A 15915-nucleotide genomic window follows, 5' to 3' on the forward strand; every position below is an offset into this window, starting at 1 on the left:
TGGAAGATTAGCTCAGTTGGGAGAGCGTCTGCCTTACAAGCAGAGGGTCACAGGTTCGAGCCCTGTATCTTCCATTTTTGATGAGCCGTTAGCTCAGTTGGTAGAGCATCTGACTTTTAATCAGAGGGTCGACAGTTCGAGACTGTCACGGCTCATTGCCCTTAGAGGGTAGTGAAATTTTCGGTTAACGCCGACTTAGCTCAGTTGGCAGAGCATCTGTCTTGTAAACAGGGGGTCGGAGGTTCGAATCCTCTAGTCGGCATTGTACCATTTATATATTATGCGGAAGTAGTTCAGTGGTAGAACATCACCTTGCCATGGTGGGGGTCGCGGGTTCGAATCCCGTCTTCCGCTTTGCCAATTTCTATAATGCCGGGGTGGCGGAATTGGCAGACGCACAGGACTTAAAATCCTGCGGTCAGTGATGACCGTACCGGTTCGATCCCGGTCCTCGGCACTTTTTGCACCCATAGCGCAACTGGATAGAGTGTCTGACTACGAATCAGAAGGTTGTAGGTTCGACTCCTACTGGGTGCATTGCAGAGCAATCTGCGTAGTATTTCGGGAAATAGCTCAGCTTGGTAGAGCACCTGGTTTGGGACCAGGGGGTCGCAGGTTCGAATCCTGTTTTCCCGATTTATAAATAGCTTGTCAGTTATTTATGATCGCGGTGTAGCTCAGCTGGCTAGAGCGTCCGGTTCATACCCGGGAGGTCGAGGGTTCGATCCCCCCCGCCGCGATTGGTACTTATGGTGAACTTGGACCTTTAGCTCAGTTGGTTAGAGCAGACGGCTCATAACCGTCCGGTCGTAGGTTCGAGTCCTACAAGGTCCACTATTAAGTGGCCGTACGATCATTATATGGAGGATTACCCAAGTCTGGCTGAAGGGAACGGTCTTGAAAACCGTCAGGTGGGTGTAAGCCCACGCAAGAGTTCGAATCTCTTATCCTCCTTTCATCATTTACTATTATCGCGGGGTGGAGCAGTCTGGTAGCTCGTCGGGCCCATAACCCGAAGGTCGTTGGTTCAAATCCAGCCCCCGCAATTTTGGTCCCATGGTCCAGTTGGTTAGGACGCCTGCCTGTCACGCAGGAGATCACGAGTTCGAGTCTCGTTGGGACCGTTATGGCTCGGTAGCTCAGTCGGTAGAGCAATGGATTGAAGCTCCATGTGTCGGCAGTTCGATTCTGTCCCGCGCCATTATAACCATGTTATGCGGGTGTAGTTTAGTGGTAAAACCGCAGCCTTCCAAGCTGCTGTCGCGAGTCCGATTCTCGTCACCCGCTCCATGGGCGCATAGCTCAGCTGGTTAGAGCGCACGCCTGATAAGCGTGAGGTCGGTGGTTCGAGTCCACTTGTGCCCACTTGGTTTTGGGGAAGTACTCAAGTGGCTGAAGAGGTGCCCCTGCTAAGGGTATAGGTCGCGAAAGCGGCGCGAGAGTTCGAATCTCTCCTTCTCCGTTGGTAGTAGGTAGTTAATCTAGAGCGTTTATTAATGTTGACCCCTTGGTCAAGTGGTTTAAGACACCGCCCTTTCACGGCGGTAACATGGGTTCGAATCCCGTAGGGGTCATTTTAAGTTTATATTATCGCGGGGTGGAGCAGTCTGGTAGCTCGTCGGGCCCATAACCCGAAGGTCGTTGGTTCAAATCCAGCCCCCGCAATTCTAGAAGTCTACCAAGGTGGTAGGCTTTTTTGTTGAGCTCCACCGGCCTGGTCCTTGCGCTTAACCTGCTAGCAATACTTCGTAGAAAAAGCTAATTATTGCTGACTAGTTAATGGCCAGGATCACCCGGCTGGGGTTCCGTTCTGATTATCCTTGTTACGCTCTATCAGCTTGGGAGACCAGCGCCTGGTCCAGACTGGTGGTCGGTTCAAGATTGCCAATGATTGAGTCGCCACCAACGCTCGCTATGATCGATTTACTGTGCTCTGATTTTTTAGTGCTTTTAACTGCTAATAACAGCTTATGAAAGAGGCGGACATTAATGGATAAACGAGTTCAGTCGACTTGGGGTTCAGATCAAGCCATCAAGGGAGTAGCAGACTATCGGCAAGATGCGCAGTTTCACGCGCTGGGAACAAATATTCAACTGAGCATTTTTGGTGCCAACCAACGTCAATGGTTGACGATGGCTCACGAACTCGTCACTAACTATGAGGATCGATTGACTGTGAACCGTGCAACTTCAGAGGTTATGACAATCAACCAAGCAGCCGGTAAATACCCCATTCAGGTGTCAGACAGCACTTATCGTTTGATTGAGCTGGGTGTAAAAGCGAGCTTGGAGAAGAGTGGTTTTAATATCGCGATTGGCCCATTGGTCAAATCGTGGCAAATTGGTTTCGTTGATGCCCACCAACCTTCATCGACTGAGATTGATGCTGCACTGGCGTTAATTGATCCACAGAGCGTTCATTTAAATGCGACCAACCGCACTGTTTATTTAGAGCAAACAGGCATGAAGCTTGATTTAGGGGCAATCGCTAAGGGATATATTGCAGATCGCATTAAAGATTTGTGGATGGCTGCAGGTATTTCGGCCGGCTTAATTAACTTAGGTGGAAACTTATTGTTTGTGGGAAAATCCCCCCACACAATTGATCAAACCTGGCGTATCGGTGTTCAAAACCCATGGGCGAGTCGCGGAGAGCCACTGGCTACAGTCAACCTACCGGCCTGTTCGGCAGTAACCTCTGGCATTTACGAACGTCATTTGGTAGTTGGCCAACATGATTACCACCACATTTTAGATTCTCGGACAGGTTATCCATTCGAAACTGATTTGGCAGGGGTGACAGTCTTTAGCCGGCATTCTGTTATTGGTGAAATTGAGTCTACCCGGTTATTTTTTGCTGGCAAAGCACCACAAGATTGGTTGCAACAGCATCCAGATTGCTTAGGTGCAATTTTCGTTAGCCAGCAGCATCAGGTCGAGATTGTTGGGTTGGATCCGAAAATTGTGACACTCAATCATTCAAACTTGGTGTGAAGGCAGTGGACTATTTTTGAGTTTTACCTGACTGGCAACTTCCATCGAAAAAAGCAATTCAAGGTGATTGCCTGAATTGCTTTTTTGTCACTTATTTAAATTAATTGTATTGTAGGCTGTTTCGCGGAAATTATACTGAGACTGCTTGTAGAAGGGTTTGAAAGAACTAAATGAGTCACTGGCAACCCACTCATGATAGGCATTGACGTGATCCCAAATTGATAGCAGGACATATTCGCTAGTGGCTCGCCGATTCTGTAAGAGTAGGAAGCGTTGTAAGCCAGGAGGGGTGGGTTGGTCGAAGAAATGATCAACACTGGCACGTAAAATTTTGGCGTGATCTTCGTCCAATTGTAAATTTAGGAATGAATAAAAGGCGTTCGCATCACTAGTTTCTGGTTGTTTCTCGGCTAGCAGCTCAAAGCGAATCGGGTTTGAAAAAACATTTGGCTGCCCACTCAAGTCTAATAACATAAGGTGAGCCACGCCACTTGTCTCCGAAAGTGAGATTAGATGATTTTGTGGATTGGAATCCTGAATCTTTTGTAAAATTGGTTTGGTACCAAATGCTAATGTAACTTCATTTGTCATGGGACTACCTCCATCTTTGGATACCTCAATTATAGGAAGTTGCTGGTTGTTCTGCAAAATAAGACGCTTACAATGAATGAAGAAAGTGAGGGGGAAGACCTGTGAAATTAACAATATTAGGCTACTACGGCGGTTATCCATTTAATGGCGGTGGCACCTCTGGTTATTTAATTCAATCCCAAGGCTTCAATCTAATGCTTGACGCCGGCAGTGGCACTTTAATCGCCTTACAGAAGATTTTAGACCCTTTACAATTGGACGCGGTGTTACTGAGCCATTATCATCAAGATCATATTGCCGATGTAGGTGTCTTACAATATGAATGGCAATTACAAACTGGTCCTCGCAAACAGGATGTGTTACCGATATATGGTCACATGGAAGACCCGTTGAACTTTGCTGCTTTAACTTGGCCCGATGCCACGGTTGGTAAAAGATATGATCCGAATGGCACCCTAGAATTGGGGCCTTTTGTCATCACATTTTTACGAACCATCCATCCGGTGCCAACGTTCGCAATCAGAGTTGTTGAAAGGGAAACGGGGGCCGTTCTGGTCTATACGGCTGATAGTGCCACGATGCCAGCATTAAGTGATTTTGCCGCCAGGGCAGATGTCTTAATGGTGGATACGAATTTTTTTGCTAACCGAAGTGGACAATTGTGGCATATGACTGCACCACAGGCAGGACAGCTAGCCCAGCAGGCGCAGGTGGGAACATTAATTTTAACGCATTTACCGCAGATCACCTCATTTGAAGAGTTAAAACAACAAGCATCAACTGCGGCTGGGTCCGCCATTAAGGTATTAGTCGCGGCGGATGAAAAAAATTTGGAAATTTAATCAAAACGGCGTCATTTTACTTACAAAAAGAAAGCGAACTTCAGTGATATCAAGGGATTTGAGATTTTTTTCATTATTTTTATTTTATTAAGATTATACGATTTTTTTAATACAAATGCCGAACCAATTAAATACTATTTTTAACAATATGTATTTTATCCTCATATAAAAGAACACTTATTTGATTTAAGGCTTTTATTATTCTGCAAATCGATGCGAACGTTTGTTTGAAAAAGGCTTTTCTTTTGAAGGCATTCGCTGTACAATATGTACATCGAGTGAAATGCGTCATTCGACAGATGATTTAAGGGGGACGACAAATATGAGTAACTTAGTTACGCTCTATACCTCACCGAGCTGCACGTCTTGCCGTAAAGCTCGTGCATGGTTGACTGAGAATAATATTCCTTTCACCGAACGGAATATTTTTGCCGAACCACTCTCAACTGATGAAATTAAGACGGTTCTCCGTATGACAGAAGATGGCACCGAGGAGATTATTTCGAAACGTTCCAAGATTTTTCAAGATCTGCATATTGACCTCGATGATCTTCCAATGAATCAACTGATTGATTTGGTTCATGAGAACCCTGCGCTGTTACGTCGACCGATTATTATGGACGATAAGCGGCTCCAAGTTGGCTATAATGAGGACGAAATTCGGCGTTTCTTGCCACGCGATGTTCGCGCGCTTGAATTAGCAGAGGCACAGCGGTTGGCTGATCTTTAAGCTAAGTTTGATGATTGATTTGCAAGCGACCAGATCTATGGGATAATATCTATAGATCGGGTCTTTTTATTATCTTGACGTCGGAGCAACGAATGTCTTAATTATGGTTGCTTAAACTTTACTTTACGACACAGAAGACTAAAATGTTGATTAAACATTCGGGTGGAATTCCTGTCGCGAAAGGGGTGTTTCGCATGGAAATGGAACGGATTAACGAAAACACAATTCGCGTTCTAATTGGTAATGATGATTTGTCAGCCCGTGGCATCACCGTGCTAGATTTATTGGGCAATCATCAACAAATTGAAAAGTTCTTTTACAGTATTCTTGAAGAAGTGGATGAAGATCATCAATTTCAAGATAATGACGCGGTTACGTTTCAGGTTTTACCAAACCGCAATGGCTTAGAGTTATTCATCAGCAAGAATGTCGGCGACGACGCTGACGATGAGGATTTTGATGATCAAGGGCCAGAGTTAAATGGTTCTGTTGATTTTGACAGTGCTAGTACAGATCAGGTATCCGATTTTCTGCGACAGCAGTTACAAGGCCGCGATGATATTGATGATTCGCGCCGTACTGAGCTTAGTGAAAACAGCCACGATCAAGCAGATGACCCTGATGATCTAAAGGGCATGGTTGATAATCCCGACGTTCCAACTCGAGAAGTAGTTCTACGATTAGGCGATTTTGAGGATTTAGTTGCGATCGCTAAAGTGCTTCGTTTAGAAGGCGGCTTGTCGAATCTTTATAAGTATCGCAACCAATTTTATTTGGAACTAGTTTTCTTTACGGATCAAACTTCACCAGAATCAATTAAAGATGATGTTGCCGTGGCACTAGAGTATGCCAACAAGACGACAATCACTGGGGATGTTCTCGCTGAACATGGTGAGAAAGTGATGGATACGTCCGCGTTGGAACTTGCACGTCATTATTTTAAATAAACAGCTGTGTTAGCAGCCGATTGAGGCGGTCAATTACTTGACCAATTCGATCGGCTTTTTTCGTATAATTTTGGCTGTCTGTCGTATATATGTATTAGATAAATTCTCTATTAGCGGAGGAGACAGGCATGTTAATGGCACGACTAGGCGCCAAAGGTAAACTCATCTCAGCCAATCAAAGCGCAAATGAAAAAGTCGTTTGCCCAGGATGTCTTCGACCGGTCGTTCGGCGAGCGGGCGTAATTCGCCAACCTTATTTTGCACACTTACGACATCAAAGCTGCGATAGTTTAGCCGAAGGGGAGACCACCGAACATCTAAAGGGTAAAGTTCAACTTGCTCAGTGGTTTAGCCAACAAGGCGCCACGGTATCGATTGAAACGCCATTGCTTCAATTACGTCAGCGACCTGATTTACTCATTAATCGTCGCTTAGCGGTTGAATTTCAATGTAGCCCAATTAGTAGTCAGCGGTTAAATGAACGTCAACTCGGCTATAAGGGGGGTCACTATCAACAATTATGGCTTTTAGGATCACCTTATCAGAAGCAGTCCCAGTTGCACCTCACCAAAATTGCTAAATTTATTGTGTTTCATCCGCGCTACGGAGCCTGCGTACTGTTTTGGTCCGTCGCTCATCAGTGTTTGAAAGTGCGCTTCAATATCGGTACGATTCCGTTATGTCCGGTAGTCTCGCAACGTAAACAATTTAAAAGCTGGCACGATTGGCGGCACTTTTGGCAGATGACAACGGATTCAGCAGGCATTAACCAAGGTAAGGTTTCAGCACAAACGCATCGCTATCAGCGCCAGCGTTTACAATGGGGGCTGATTCATTATGATGCACAAACATTGCGCTGGCAGGCACAATGTTATCAAGCCAAAACATTGTTACAACGACTGCCAGACTGGGTACTAGGTGATGTGATTGAAACACCAGCTTTCATTCAAAATGAGCTTAGTTGGCGGATTCCGCTGTACCTTTGGTGGCGGGTCCATCCAACAGCTAGTGACCGACAATGCCAGTTCGCGTGGACCAGAATTGTATCCGCCCAGCTTTCGTGGCTGCCTAATCGTCAATTGGCTGAAAATCAGCAACGAAAACGATTAATCGAATTGCGATTTAAACATTTTTTTAGTTCAGATCATCAAAAGCAACTATAAAGTTCGCTAACGGCGGTGAAAGTGTGCTAATGTAAGAAAATGATTAGAAAAGTGCGAAAATAATGGAGGTAACGACATGGCAGATGTTAAGCAATTACCCACTCGTGAAGAAGTTCCAGTTAGTTTAACCTGGGATTTGACGGCAATTTTTCCCGAGGAAGCTGCTTGGGAACAGGCGTATGAACAAGTTAAAACAGAATTAACGCAATTTGATCAATACCATCATCACTTGAACGATGGACCAGAACAATTGTTGACTGCCACCCAAGCTTTATTATCGGTGTGGCGACATTTGGAAAAAATTGATGTTTACGCGTCTTTGTTACAGGAACAGGATACGAGTAATCAGACAGCCCAAGGTTTGGCGGCGCGGGCTAATGATTTAGTTGCCAGAGCTGGTAGCGCATTAGCTTGGTTTGAACCTGAAGTCTTGGCGATTGATGAAACTCAATTAGAGCGTTGGCTGGCCACGCCCAACTTAGCTGCCTACCAACATTTTTTTGCGGACATTAATCGGGCTCGTGAACATACATTGCCAGCCGATCAAGAATCATTATTATCTGGCGCGAGTGATATTTTCAATGCTTCGGCTAAGACTTTTGGGGTGCTCGATAATGCCGACTTGGCCTTTCCAGTCGTCAGAGATGAGGAGGGCCATGAGGTTCAGCTTAGCCAAGGCGTCTATGGTGTCTTATTGCAGTCCACAGATCGATCAGTTCGTGCGGCAGCTTTTAAGCAGCTGTTTCGCATTTATCAGCAATTTCAAAATACGTTTGCTTCAACCTTGTCTAGCACTGTTAAGGCACATAACTTCACCGCCAAGGTGCACCATTATGACAGTGCACGGTCGGCGGCGTTGGCTAAAAATAATATTCCTGAGACGGTTTATGAAACCTTGGTGAATCAAGTTAATGCTCATTTGAACTTGCTTCATCGGTACGTCAGTTTGCGAAAACGGATCTTAGGCGTTGATCACTTGCATGCCTACGACCTTTACACGCCAATCACGGGAGCGGCGCCATTAACGTATACTTACGCCACTGCGCAAAAAGAAGCGCTCGCCGCCTTATCAGTGATGGGGCCAGATTACGTGAGTCACGTTCAGACCGCTTTTGATCAGCGTTGGATTGATGTTGTTGAGACAAAGGGGAAGCGCAGTGGGGCTTTTTCGTCGGGGACTTACGATACTAATCCCTACATCTTACTTAATTGGCAAGATAACTTAGAAGAACTTTTCACTTTAGTTCATGAGATGGGTCACAGTATCCATAGTTACTATACGCGTCACAATCAACCGTATCAGTACGGTGACTATGCCATCTTTGTGGCAGAAATTGCTTCGACAACTAATGAAAATACATTGACGCAATATTTGCTTGATCATCATCAGGATCCCGCTACTCGCGCCTTCGTGCTAAATCATTATTTGGACGGTTTTAAGGGAACGGTCTTTCGTCAAACACAATTTGCGGAATTTGAACACTGGCTTCATCAAGAAGATGCAGCTGGGCGTCCGTTGACCGCGCAACGATTGACCGAATATTATGGGGAGCTAAATCAGCGTTACTATGGCCCAGATTTAACGCCGGATCCAGAAATTGCCTACGAATGGGCCCGGATTCCGCACTTTTACTACAACTATTATGTATTTCAGTATGCGACTGGCTTTGCTGCAGCTTCTACTCTGTCACAGGGGATTACCAGTCAACAACCGGGAGCTTTGGATCGTTATTTAAGTTTTTTGAAGGCCGGTAATTCCCAATATCCGTTGGCTGTCATGAAGACTGCAGGGGTCGATATGACAAAACCAGATTATTTAGTGGCTGCTTTCGATGTGTTCGAACAACGATTAAATGAACTCGAAGCAATTCTAGGTTGATCCGAATCACGACGACTTGGGAAGCCGTGATTCGTGTTCTTGGCCAATTGATCGGGCCAGGCACAGGTAACAAGCTAGTGTAGCTGGACAAATAAAAGGTACCCACAACCAGTTTTATTGACTAGTTGTGGGTACCTTTTGTGTCTATACGTTAATTTTGCTTAGAGAATACGCAAATTTGCTTTTTGTTGGGTTGCTTTATTGCTGGGAAAATTAGCTAATGGACTGTTAGCAGAGTGATTGCTGATTTCTAATAAGGTGTCAAAGTCAAAATTTTCCATCAACAAGCCACAGTCAAAGTCATCAACATCGAAAATAACGGTTTCGCTGGGATGCTCAATGCCCATTTCAGAGACTAACCGCTGATCGGCACTGAAGGCATCCTCGGCTAGTTTGCTGCGGCGGTCTTCAGTAAACATTTCCATATCTAAAGCTAATTCGTGTGCGACTTGTAGGCCTAACGCCGGCGTGTAGGTTTCCCCTTGGGCCAAGATATGGTCTTGCAGGCGCAAGAAAAATTGGCGACCGAGCCGTTTACCCTGAAAAGAGGCCGCTTTATAGTCTAAAATAATATGATAAAGTTGCTCAGCCAACGCATTTCGCGTGAGCTCTGGATGCTGTGGGCTCAGTCGGTGAAACGTTTCACTGATCGTTTGCAAGTTAACCATCGGCACAAATTGGATTTGTAACTTACGGTGCGTTTGTGCCGAGATCTGGTTAATCTGACGCTCGCAGGTATAACATTGATCACCCAAAGGATTAACAAACAGATAAACTTCTAGCACAGCGAAACCTCCATCAAAATTATGCGATCCTGCAACACTCAACAATTAGTGAATTAGTGATTAAAATGACACACGCAGGTCGCAGACAAACGTTTGCACATGTCTGCGACCAACAACTGAATTGCAACTGGGACTATCATGCCTGATTCAAAAATAAATGTAAAGAGAAAAGTCTTTTATTGTTTGATATTATTGGGTTTGTGTGACATGCGTCAACAGATAAGCGGGTTAATCACCGTAACAAAAGTGGCTTGATTTTCAATTAAGTCTAAGAGCTTCAAACAGAATCGAGCTGTGAAGTATGGTAAACTAATCCCAGTCGGGTGCGATTTGAGCGCCGATTGACCACGTTTCCTCCGGGAGGTTTTGAAATGATTGAAGATTGGGATCACTTTTTGCTCCCTTATGAGCAAGCAGTGGATGAACTAAAAATTAAATTGCGTGGTATTCGTCGCCAATATAAAGATGCGGGGCAACAATCACCAATCGAATTTGTGACTGGACGAGTCAAGCCAGTTGCCAGCATTCAAGAGAAAATGGTTCGCCGTCATGTGGCTGAGGACCGTCTCGAAGCAGATATGCAAGATATCGCTGGTTTACGAATTATGTGTCAGTTCGTTGATGACATCTACCAGGTGGTTGATTTGCTGCGTAAACGAACGGATTTGACGATCTTAGAAGAACGCGACTATATTTCTAATGTTAAGCCAAGTGGTTATCGTTCTTATCATATCGTCGTGAGCTATCCAGTACAGATGAAAGATGGCGAGAAAAAAATTTTAGCCGAAATTCAGGTGCGCACACTGGCCATGAATTTTTGGGCCACGATTGAGCATTCATTGAATTATAAATATCAAGGAGAATTCCCGCAGGCATTACAGGGGCGGCTGGAACGTGCAGGGGAGGCGGCATTCCGATTGGATCAAGAAATGTCCGCGATTCGGGCTGATCTCTCCGAAGTTCAGCCAGAGTCAAAGGCGGCTGGCGAGACGACTGCGCCGGACACAGACAGACAATCAGGAGAATCGAGCAAGTTGACATGAAAGTTGCAATTTATAGTTACTATCCGCAGGCGACAACCAAAGCGGTTATTGAAAAGCTACGAACGACTTTGGCGCGGGTCGGGATTGAAATTGATGAGGATCATCCGGAAATCGTATTATCAGTCGGTGGTGATGGTACGCTACTGTCTGCCTTTCATCATTACCGCGCCCAATTGGCTACAATTCGGTTTGTTGGTTTACATACCGGACATTTAGGCTTTTACACTGATTGGCGGGATTTTGAAATTGATCAGCTAGTTGCCAGTTTGCAGCGGGACAATGGCGAAAGCGTGAGTTACCCATTACTAGATATCGATATCACATATAAAGGCGAACAAGTGCCACACCATTTCCTAGCATTAAATGAAGCCACCGTAAAAAAGGCCGTTAAGACACTGGTCTGCGATGTTTATATCAAGGATCAATTGTTTGAACGTTTTCGCGGTGATGGCTTATGCTTTTCAACGCCTACTGGTTCGACAGGGTATAACAAGTCCTTAGGTGGGGCCGTCTTGCATCCTGGCATCGAGGCCGTGCAAATGGCCGAGATTGCCTCAATCAATAATCGGGTGTTTCGAACGCTAGGGGCCCCGTTTATCATTGGCAAAGATGAGTGGGTCACATTAAAGTCGGAGGATGCAGATAATTTTGCGATCACTTGCGACCAATTTTTAACACCTGAACGGCTTGTTAAACAAATTCGGTTTAAGGTTTCTGATCAGCGAATTTACTTTGCCCAATACCGACACACGGCCTTTTGGCAACGAGTGCGCGAGTCATTTATTGGAGACGTAGAATAATGGCTTATCCACTACGATTTGATTGGAAGAATGATACAGCGCCGACAAAATTGCGTAACTTTTTGCAACAGCATGGTGTTAGTCATGCTGTTTTAACACAAATTAAATTTCACGGCGGTCAAATGGCGATTAATGGCCAACCAGCTTGGAGTGTTGATGAAGTTGCCATCGGTGATGTGGTGACAATTGTATTACCACCGGAACCGGCTAATGCGGCAGTGACTATTTCGGATCAACCTTTAAATGTTGTTAAAGAGGACGCTAACTTTTTAATTGTCAACAAGCCGGCTGGGGTGGCTTCAGTACCCGCCCATCACTATGGTAACGATACCTTGGTGAATCGTGCTAAGGGTTACTTCATTACGCACGGGATGCCTTTGCAAGTGCCACACATCGTCACGCGACTGGATAAAGGGACTAGTGGTTTAGTGCTATTCGGGAAACATCACATGGCTCATTCCATTCTAGACCAGCAGTTAAAGACTCATACGTTACAAAAGACTTATCTGGCGGTCGTTTCTGGTAGCGGGCTACCGGCTCATGGCGAGATTCGATCACCCATCAAGCGAGCGCCTGATTCGTTTATCAAACGAACGACGGCGCCGGATGGGCAGGATGCCTACACGGAGTATTGGACGCTTAGTGAAGGTCCAAATTGGACGATCGTTAAGGTTCGTTTGCATACGGGGCGAACTCATCAAATTCGGGTTCATTTTGCTAGCATAGGTCATGCGTTAGTGGGGGACGAACTATATGGGGGCTTGGCTGTGCCTAATCTGAATCATCAAGCATTGGCCTGTACGGATTTACAGTTCCACGATCCGTTTTCCGGGCGAATCTGGCAGGTCCATCAAGACCCTGATGATCAAATTAAACACCTATTGCAATAAACAAATATCTGATGAAATGATTGATTATAATATAAAGCGAGTGGCTGCCAATTTTGACAGCCACTCGTTTTTATCCAATAGTTGTTTTATTTCTGAATCGAGACTGATACGAGCCTGAATGCAAAAACTAGAAGTCAAGCACCTGCGTGCCATGAACTGCGCTAACACCAATAGTCCTTGCTAGTTGGTCGGCATTGCTGGTCGTGAGGCCGCCACCAGGTAAAATTTCAATCCGGCCAGCGGCGTATTTAACCAATTCTTTGAGATGATCAATATGCGCTTCGATGGGAGTATCTAGGGGACCACCGTGGGTTAAAATGCGTTCAACATCGTGGTCAATGAGCCAATCGAGTGCTGATAATTGACTGCTGGCGGCTAACTGATCGAAGGCCATGTGAAAGGTCACACTCATCCCGCCAGCCGCCGCCAGTAATTGTTCCAAGGCCTCGGTATCGAGGCGGTCGTCGGCAGTCAGTGCCCCAAAAGCAACCCCATCGACGCCTAATTCTTGTGCGGAAAATAGATCAGCTTCCATAATTTTAATTTCGGTATCATTGTACACAAAGTTACCGCCACGTGGCCGGATCATGGCGACCAACGGCAGGTGGTGTTCAGCTGTATATCGTGCAGCCTCACTCATTACGCCACGGCTAACCGTCGTGCCGCCAACTGCTAGATTGTCATTTAGTTCAATCCGGTTGGCACCAGCCTTGATTGCTGCCGGTAAATCGGTGAAATTTTCGATCGCAATTTCCTTAAAAAGTGGTTGAGTCACACTGATTTTCCTCCGAGTTTAGGCAATGGGGTCAAATAGGACGCAGACGCCTTCTGGAACAGCAACGTCCTTTTGTAATAAACTGAGCTGTCCCGTGGTTGCGTTACGTTGGTACAATGTCGCATTGTCCGTATTTTGATTAACGACCACGACAAAGTGTTGTGAGGGATCTAAATCGAAGTCTCGCGGGAAGTCGCCCTCCGTACTGATTTGCTGGCGTAAAGATAACAAGCCATCCTCACCAACAGCAAAAACGGCAATGGTATTAAAACCGCGATTACTGACATAGACAAATTGACCGTCTGCGGAAATCCGAATGGCAGCGGCGCCATTATGGGCAGTCCAGTCATTAGGAATGGTTGATAAAGTCTGTAAGTGAGTAAACTTACCAGTTACAGCATCATAGTTAAGCACAGAGATTTCACTACTTAGTTCACCAACTAAGTAAGCTAATGGTTTTGTTGGATGAAAGACAATGTGTCGTGGACCGAAACCAGCAGCTGTATCAAAGGTGGAAACTAACGTTAGTTTGCCAGTGTCACTAACATCGTAAATCATAACTTGATCCAAGCCGAGGTCACAGACGACTAAGCGGTGATCAGGGGTTAAATTAGTGAAATGAACATGTGGGCCGTCTGCCTGTTCTGGTTTCGGGCCAACGGTGCCGTGGTGGGTGATGACATCGGCGACCTTGAGGGAGCCATCTGCTTGAATGGCCAAGCTTTTAACGGTCCCCATGTGATAGTTTCCCTCGTAAACGAGTTGGCGTTGCTCATCGACTGCCTCGTAAGCTGCACTGGAACCATCACTGAAGACATGGTTGAGCAGAGTCGCTGGGGTTGTGGATAAATCAAAGGCCGAGGTGCCACCAGTGTGGGTGGCGGCATCTTTATCAACGGTGTACAACCGATTAGCCACCGAACGGGCCAAATAAGTCGGACTATCTGCGTGAGCAACCAAGGTTGGCGCTGATAGGCGACCGGTGTCGACATCGAGACTCATCCGGTAAACGCCTTGGCTACTTTTCTTAGTATATGTACCGACAAAAAAATGTTCTTGCATGATTAGTTTGCTCCTCTTTTTTTGAATCGGATGATTGTGTTGATATGAACAACCGGCACTAGTATAGCATAGTCCGGCTTAATTCGAGCAGGTGAAAACGGCCGTTCCACACGTCGGCGATGGGTATGCTATACTTCATTCAATAACTTATTTTGCCTTTATGGCAGCGTCTTATTGAGGTGAATGTGATGACAAATCAGAAGCCACCGCTGCGTCCCCGTTTGTTTAGCGAAACAGGGGCCAAACGGCTCATTTTGAATTTAACCATTATTTTATTGAGCCTGCTGATTTTGTGGTTGTTGAGTCAAGTGAATTGGCTCTTTACACCAATCAGACAATTTTTAAGTATTGTCGGTGGGCCCCTTGTCTTAGCAGGGGTGTTTTACTATTTAATGAATCCGTTGGTCGATCGGCTAGAATCCAGTCGATACCACGTTCACCGCGCTTGGACCACGATTGGCTTATTTATCTTATTATTAGCGCTGATCGTGTGGGGGGCTTTGTCGCTGATTCCGATTATTCAACGACAACTTAACGATCTTTTGATTAATTGGCCTCGGTACTGGCAGAATGTCGTGAACTCCACCACATCTTGGTGGCAAGACCCGAGTTTTAAGTGGCTGCGGGGCATTTTGAATCAATACGATGATCAACTACAAAAGAGTTTTAGTGGTTTGATTAAAAGTACTGCAACTTCGACTGTTGGGGGGCTAGGCGGTGTGTTTAGTCGCGTTAGCACGATCTTAATTGCCCTCGTGACTTTTCCGTTTATTTTATGGTATATGTTATTGGATGGTCATCAATTACCTAAATCGATTGCTAAGCTCCTGCCCAATCGGTTACAAACGTCCTTTCTAGCGGTGTTGAAAGAAATCAACGACCAAGTGGCAAATTATATTCGTGGGCAATTAACCGTCGCATTTTTCGTCGCCTTGATGTTTTACGTGGGTTATTTAATCATTGGGTTAAAATTCGCGTTAACCTTAGGGATCGTGGCTGGAATTTTAAACCTTATTCCCTATTTGGGCTCATTTTTGGCGATGATTCCCTCGGTTGTGGTGGGTGCATTTGTATCACCATGGATGCTCGTTCAGGTCTTGATTGTATTCGCGATTGAGCAGACAATTGAAGGACGTTTGATTTCACCCCTTGTTTTGGGACAAAGTCTTAAAATTCACCCGGTTACAATTATCATCGTCTTATTGGCTTCGGGTAAAATATTCGGCGTTCTAGGCGTCATCTTCGGTGTCCCAGGGTATGCCGTATTAAAGGTCATTGTCACGCACCTGTATCAATATTGGCGTGCCCATGCGCAATGGTTTAAAGATGATCAGGAGACGTTCACACCGGCACCAAACCAGACTACGGATAACGCAACGAAACTTAAATAACCACTTAAACGAAGATTGGATTA

14 protein-coding genes and 18 tRNA genes are annotated in these 15915 nt (G+C 45.5%); 28 read left to right on the plus strand and 4 right to left on the minus strand.

Features of this window, described 5'->3' with window-relative positions:
- The first annotated feature begins 1 nt into the window (after position 1).
- The 19 genes from AC27FN_RS00005 to AC27FN_RS00095 all read left to right on the plus strand — a co-directional run bounded on the left by AC27FN_RS00005 (position 2) and on the right by AC27FN_RS00095 (position 2994).
- Positions 2–74: transfer RNA gene (locus AC27FN_RS00005), tRNA-Val, on the plus strand.
- A gap of 8 nt (positions 75–82) precedes the next feature.
- Positions 83–155 (plus strand) — tRNA-Lys (locus AC27FN_RS00010).
- Positions 156–189: 34 nt separating this feature from the next.
- Positions 190–262, plus strand: a tRNA-Thr gene (locus AC27FN_RS00015).
- A 20-nt stretch (positions 263–282) separates the two neighbouring features.
- Positions 283–354: transfer RNA gene (locus AC27FN_RS00020), tRNA-Gly, on the plus strand.
- Positions 355–371: 17 nt separating this feature from the next.
- Positions 372–457 (plus strand) — tRNA-Leu (locus AC27FN_RS00025).
- 6 nt (positions 458–463) lie between these two features.
- A tRNA-Arg gene (locus tag AC27FN_RS00030) sits at positions 464–537 on the plus strand.
- Between the two features lie 25 nt (positions 538–562).
- Positions 563–636: transfer RNA gene (locus AC27FN_RS00035), tRNA-Pro, on the plus strand.
- Positions 637–666: 30 nt separating this feature from the next.
- Positions 667–740 (plus strand) — tRNA-Met (locus AC27FN_RS00040).
- A gap of 20 nt (positions 741–760) precedes the next feature.
- A tRNA-Ile gene (locus tag AC27FN_RS00045) sits at positions 761–834 on the plus strand.
- A 28-nt stretch (positions 835–862) separates the two neighbouring features.
- Positions 863–954: transfer RNA gene (locus tag AC27FN_RS00050), tRNA-Ser, on the plus strand.
- A gap of 18 nt (positions 955–972) precedes the next feature.
- A tRNA-Met gene (locus tag AC27FN_RS00055) sits at positions 973–1046 on the plus strand.
- Between the two features lie 4 nt (positions 1047–1050).
- Positions 1051–1124: transfer RNA gene (locus AC27FN_RS00060), tRNA-Asp, on the plus strand.
- Between the two features lie 4 nt (positions 1125–1128).
- Positions 1129–1201: transfer RNA gene (locus AC27FN_RS00065), tRNA-Phe, on the plus strand.
- 15 nt (positions 1202–1216) lie between these two features.
- Positions 1217–1290: transfer RNA gene (locus tag AC27FN_RS00070), tRNA-Gly, on the plus strand.
- Between the two features lies 1 nt (position 1291).
- Positions 1292–1365, plus strand: a tRNA-Ile gene (locus tag AC27FN_RS00075).
- Between the two features lie 9 nt (positions 1366–1374).
- Positions 1375–1462, plus strand: a tRNA-Ser gene (locus tag AC27FN_RS00080).
- Between the two features lie 39 nt (positions 1463–1501).
- A tRNA-Glu gene (locus AC27FN_RS00085) sits at positions 1502–1574 on the plus strand.
- Positions 1575–1591: 17 nt separating this feature from the next.
- A tRNA-Met gene (locus AC27FN_RS00090) sits at positions 1592–1665 on the plus strand.
- 324 nt (positions 1666–1989) lie between these two features.
- Positions 1990–2994 (plus strand): FAD:protein FMN transferase, encoded by a 1005-nt coding sequence (locus AC27FN_RS00095; protein WP_487166000.1) that lies wholly within the window; start codon positions 1990–1992, stop codon positions 2992–2994.
- Positions 2995–3081: 87 nt separating this feature from the next.
- Here AC27FN_RS00095 and AC27FN_RS00100 read toward each other — a convergent pair whose 3' ends face one another.
- Positions 3082–3585, minus strand: coding sequence for an antibiotic biosynthesis monooxygenase (locus AC27FN_RS00100; protein ID WP_487166001.1), 504 nt, complete (start codon positions 3583–3585; stop codon positions 3082–3084).
- A gap of 101 nt (positions 3586–3686) precedes the next feature.
- On the opposite strand from AC27FN_RS00100, the gene AC27FN_RS00105 reads away from it, so the two are divergent.
- From AC27FN_RS00105 to pepF, 5 genes are all read left to right on the plus strand, one after another.
- Positions 3687–4427 (plus strand): MBL fold metallo-hydrolase, encoded by a 741-nt coding sequence (locus AC27FN_RS00105; RefSeq protein WP_487166002.1) that lies wholly within the window; start codon positions 3687–3689, stop codon positions 4425–4427.
- A gap of 322 nt (positions 4428–4749) precedes the next feature.
- Entirely contained in the window at positions 4750–5157 is a 408-nt protein-coding gene (gene spxA / locus AC27FN_RS00110) for a transcriptional regulator SpxA (protein WP_407882560.1), read from the plus strand.
- Between the two features lie 194 nt (positions 5158–5351).
- Positions 5352–6104 carry an adaptor protein MecA gene (locus AC27FN_RS00115; protein ID WP_487166003.1) on the plus strand — a complete coding sequence of 251 codons (753 nt, stop codon included), beginning with the start codon at positions 5352–5354 and terminating at the stop codon, positions 6102–6104.
- A gap of 128 nt (positions 6105–6232) precedes the next feature.
- The gene (locus AC27FN_RS00120; protein ID WP_487166004.1) at positions 6233–7267 is read left to right on the plus strand and encodes a competence protein CoiA; all 1035 of its coding nucleotides are present in this window, start codon (positions 6233–6235) and stop codon (positions 7265–7267) included.
- A 76-nt stretch (positions 7268–7343) separates the two neighbouring features.
- Positions 7344–9146 carry an oligoendopeptidase F gene (gene pepF / locus AC27FN_RS00125; protein ID WP_487166005.1) on the plus strand — a complete coding sequence of 601 codons (1803 nt, stop codon included), beginning with the start codon at positions 7344–7346 and terminating at the stop codon, positions 9144–9146.
- Positions 9147–9307: 161 nt separating this feature from the next.
- Here the strand turns inward: pepF and AC27FN_RS00130 are convergent, their stop codons facing one another.
- Positions 9308–9931, minus strand: coding sequence for a DsbA family protein (locus AC27FN_RS00130; RefSeq protein ID WP_487166006.1), 624 nt, complete (start codon positions 9929–9931; stop codon positions 9308–9310).
- A 371-nt stretch (positions 9932–10302) separates the two neighbouring features.
- Between AC27FN_RS00130 and yjbM the strand changes: the two genes are divergently transcribed.
- The 3 genes from yjbM to AC27FN_RS00145 are packed head-to-tail and all read left to right on the plus strand — an operon-like array spanning position 10303 to position 12664.
- On the plus strand, positions 10303–10974 hold the full coding sequence (gene yjbM / locus AC27FN_RS00135; RefSeq protein WP_487166007.1) for a GTP diphosphokinase: 672 nt from the start codon (positions 10303–10305) through the stop codon (positions 10972–10974).
- Complete coding sequence (locus AC27FN_RS00140) at positions 10971–11774, plus strand: NAD kinase (RefSeq protein ID WP_487166008.1); 804 nt, start codon at positions 10971–10973, stop codon at positions 11772–11774. The genes yjbM and AC27FN_RS00140 overlap by 4 nt, the downstream gene beginning before the upstream one ends.
- A complete protein-coding gene (locus AC27FN_RS00145) occupies positions 11774–12664 on the plus strand; it encodes an RluA family pseudouridine synthase (RefSeq protein ID WP_487166009.1) in 891 nt (296 codons plus the stop codon). Before AC27FN_RS00140 ends, AC27FN_RS00145 begins: the two co-directional genes overlap by 1 nt.
- Positions 12665–12791: 127 nt before the next feature.
- Here AC27FN_RS00145 and AC27FN_RS00150 read toward each other — a convergent pair whose 3' ends face one another.
- Positions 12792–13439, minus strand: coding sequence for a copper homeostasis protein CutC (locus tag AC27FN_RS00150; protein WP_487166010.1), 648 nt, complete (start codon positions 13437–13439; stop codon positions 12792–12794).
- Between the two features lie 18 nt (positions 13440–13457).
- The gene (locus tag AC27FN_RS00155; protein ID WP_487166011.1) at positions 13458–14501 is read right to left on the minus strand and encodes a lactonase family protein; all 1044 of its coding nucleotides are present in this window, start codon (positions 14499–14501) and stop codon (positions 13458–13460) included.
- Between the two features lie 188 nt (positions 14502–14689).
- Between AC27FN_RS00155 and AC27FN_RS00160 the strand changes: the two genes are divergently transcribed.
- The gene (locus AC27FN_RS00160) at positions 14690–15892 is read left to right on the plus strand and encodes an AI-2E family transporter (protein WP_487166012.1); all 1203 of its coding nucleotides are present in this window, start codon (positions 14690–14692) and stop codon (positions 15890–15892) included.
- Positions 15893–15915: the final 23 nt, after the last annotated feature.

It is taken from the genome of Furfurilactobacillus sp. W61-4, from assembly GCF_057545565.1.

Excerpts from the sequence above, each read along its gene's own strand:
- AC27FN_RS00095 (WP_487166000.1), top strand. The coding sequence starts at position 1,990 with ATGGATAAACGAGTTCAGTCGACTTGGGGTTCAGATCAAGCCATCAAG.
- AC27FN_RS00100 (WP_487166001.1), bottom strand. The coding sequence starts at position 3,585 with ATGACAAATGAAGTTACATTAGCATTTGGTACCAAACCAATTTTACAA.
- spxA (WP_407882560.1), top strand. The coding sequence starts at position 4,750 with ATGAGTAACTTAGTTACGCTCTATACCTCACCGAGCTGCACGTCTTGC.
- AC27FN_RS00115 (WP_487166003.1), top strand. The coding sequence starts at position 5,352 with ATGGAAATGGAACGGATTAACGAAAACACAATTCGCGTTCTAATTGGT.
- AC27FN_RS00120 (WP_487166004.1), top strand. The coding sequence starts at position 6,233 with ATGTTAATGGCACGACTAGGCGCCAAAGGTAAACTCATCTCAGCCAAT.
- pepF (WP_487166005.1), top strand. The coding sequence starts at position 7,344 with ATGGCAGATGTTAAGCAATTACCCACTCGTGAAGAAGTTCCAGTTAGT.
- yjbM (WP_487166007.1), top strand. The coding sequence starts at position 10,303 with ATGATTGAAGATTGGGATCACTTTTTGCTCCCTTATGAGCAAGCAGTG.
- AC27FN_RS00140 (WP_487166008.1), top strand. The coding sequence starts at position 10,971 with ATGAAAGTTGCAATTTATAGTTACTATCCGCAGGCGACAACCAAAGCG.
- AC27FN_RS00145 (WP_487166009.1), top strand. The coding sequence starts at position 11,774 with ATGGCTTATCCACTACGATTTGATTGGAAGAATGATACAGCGCCGACA.
- AC27FN_RS00155 (WP_487166011.1), bottom strand. The coding sequence starts at position 14,501 with ATGCAAGAACATTTTTTTGTCGGTACATATACTAAGAAAAGTAGCCAA.
- AC27FN_RS00160 (WP_487166012.1), top strand. The coding sequence starts at position 14,690 with ATGACAAATCAGAAGCCACCGCTGCGTCCCCGTTTGTTTAGCGAAACA.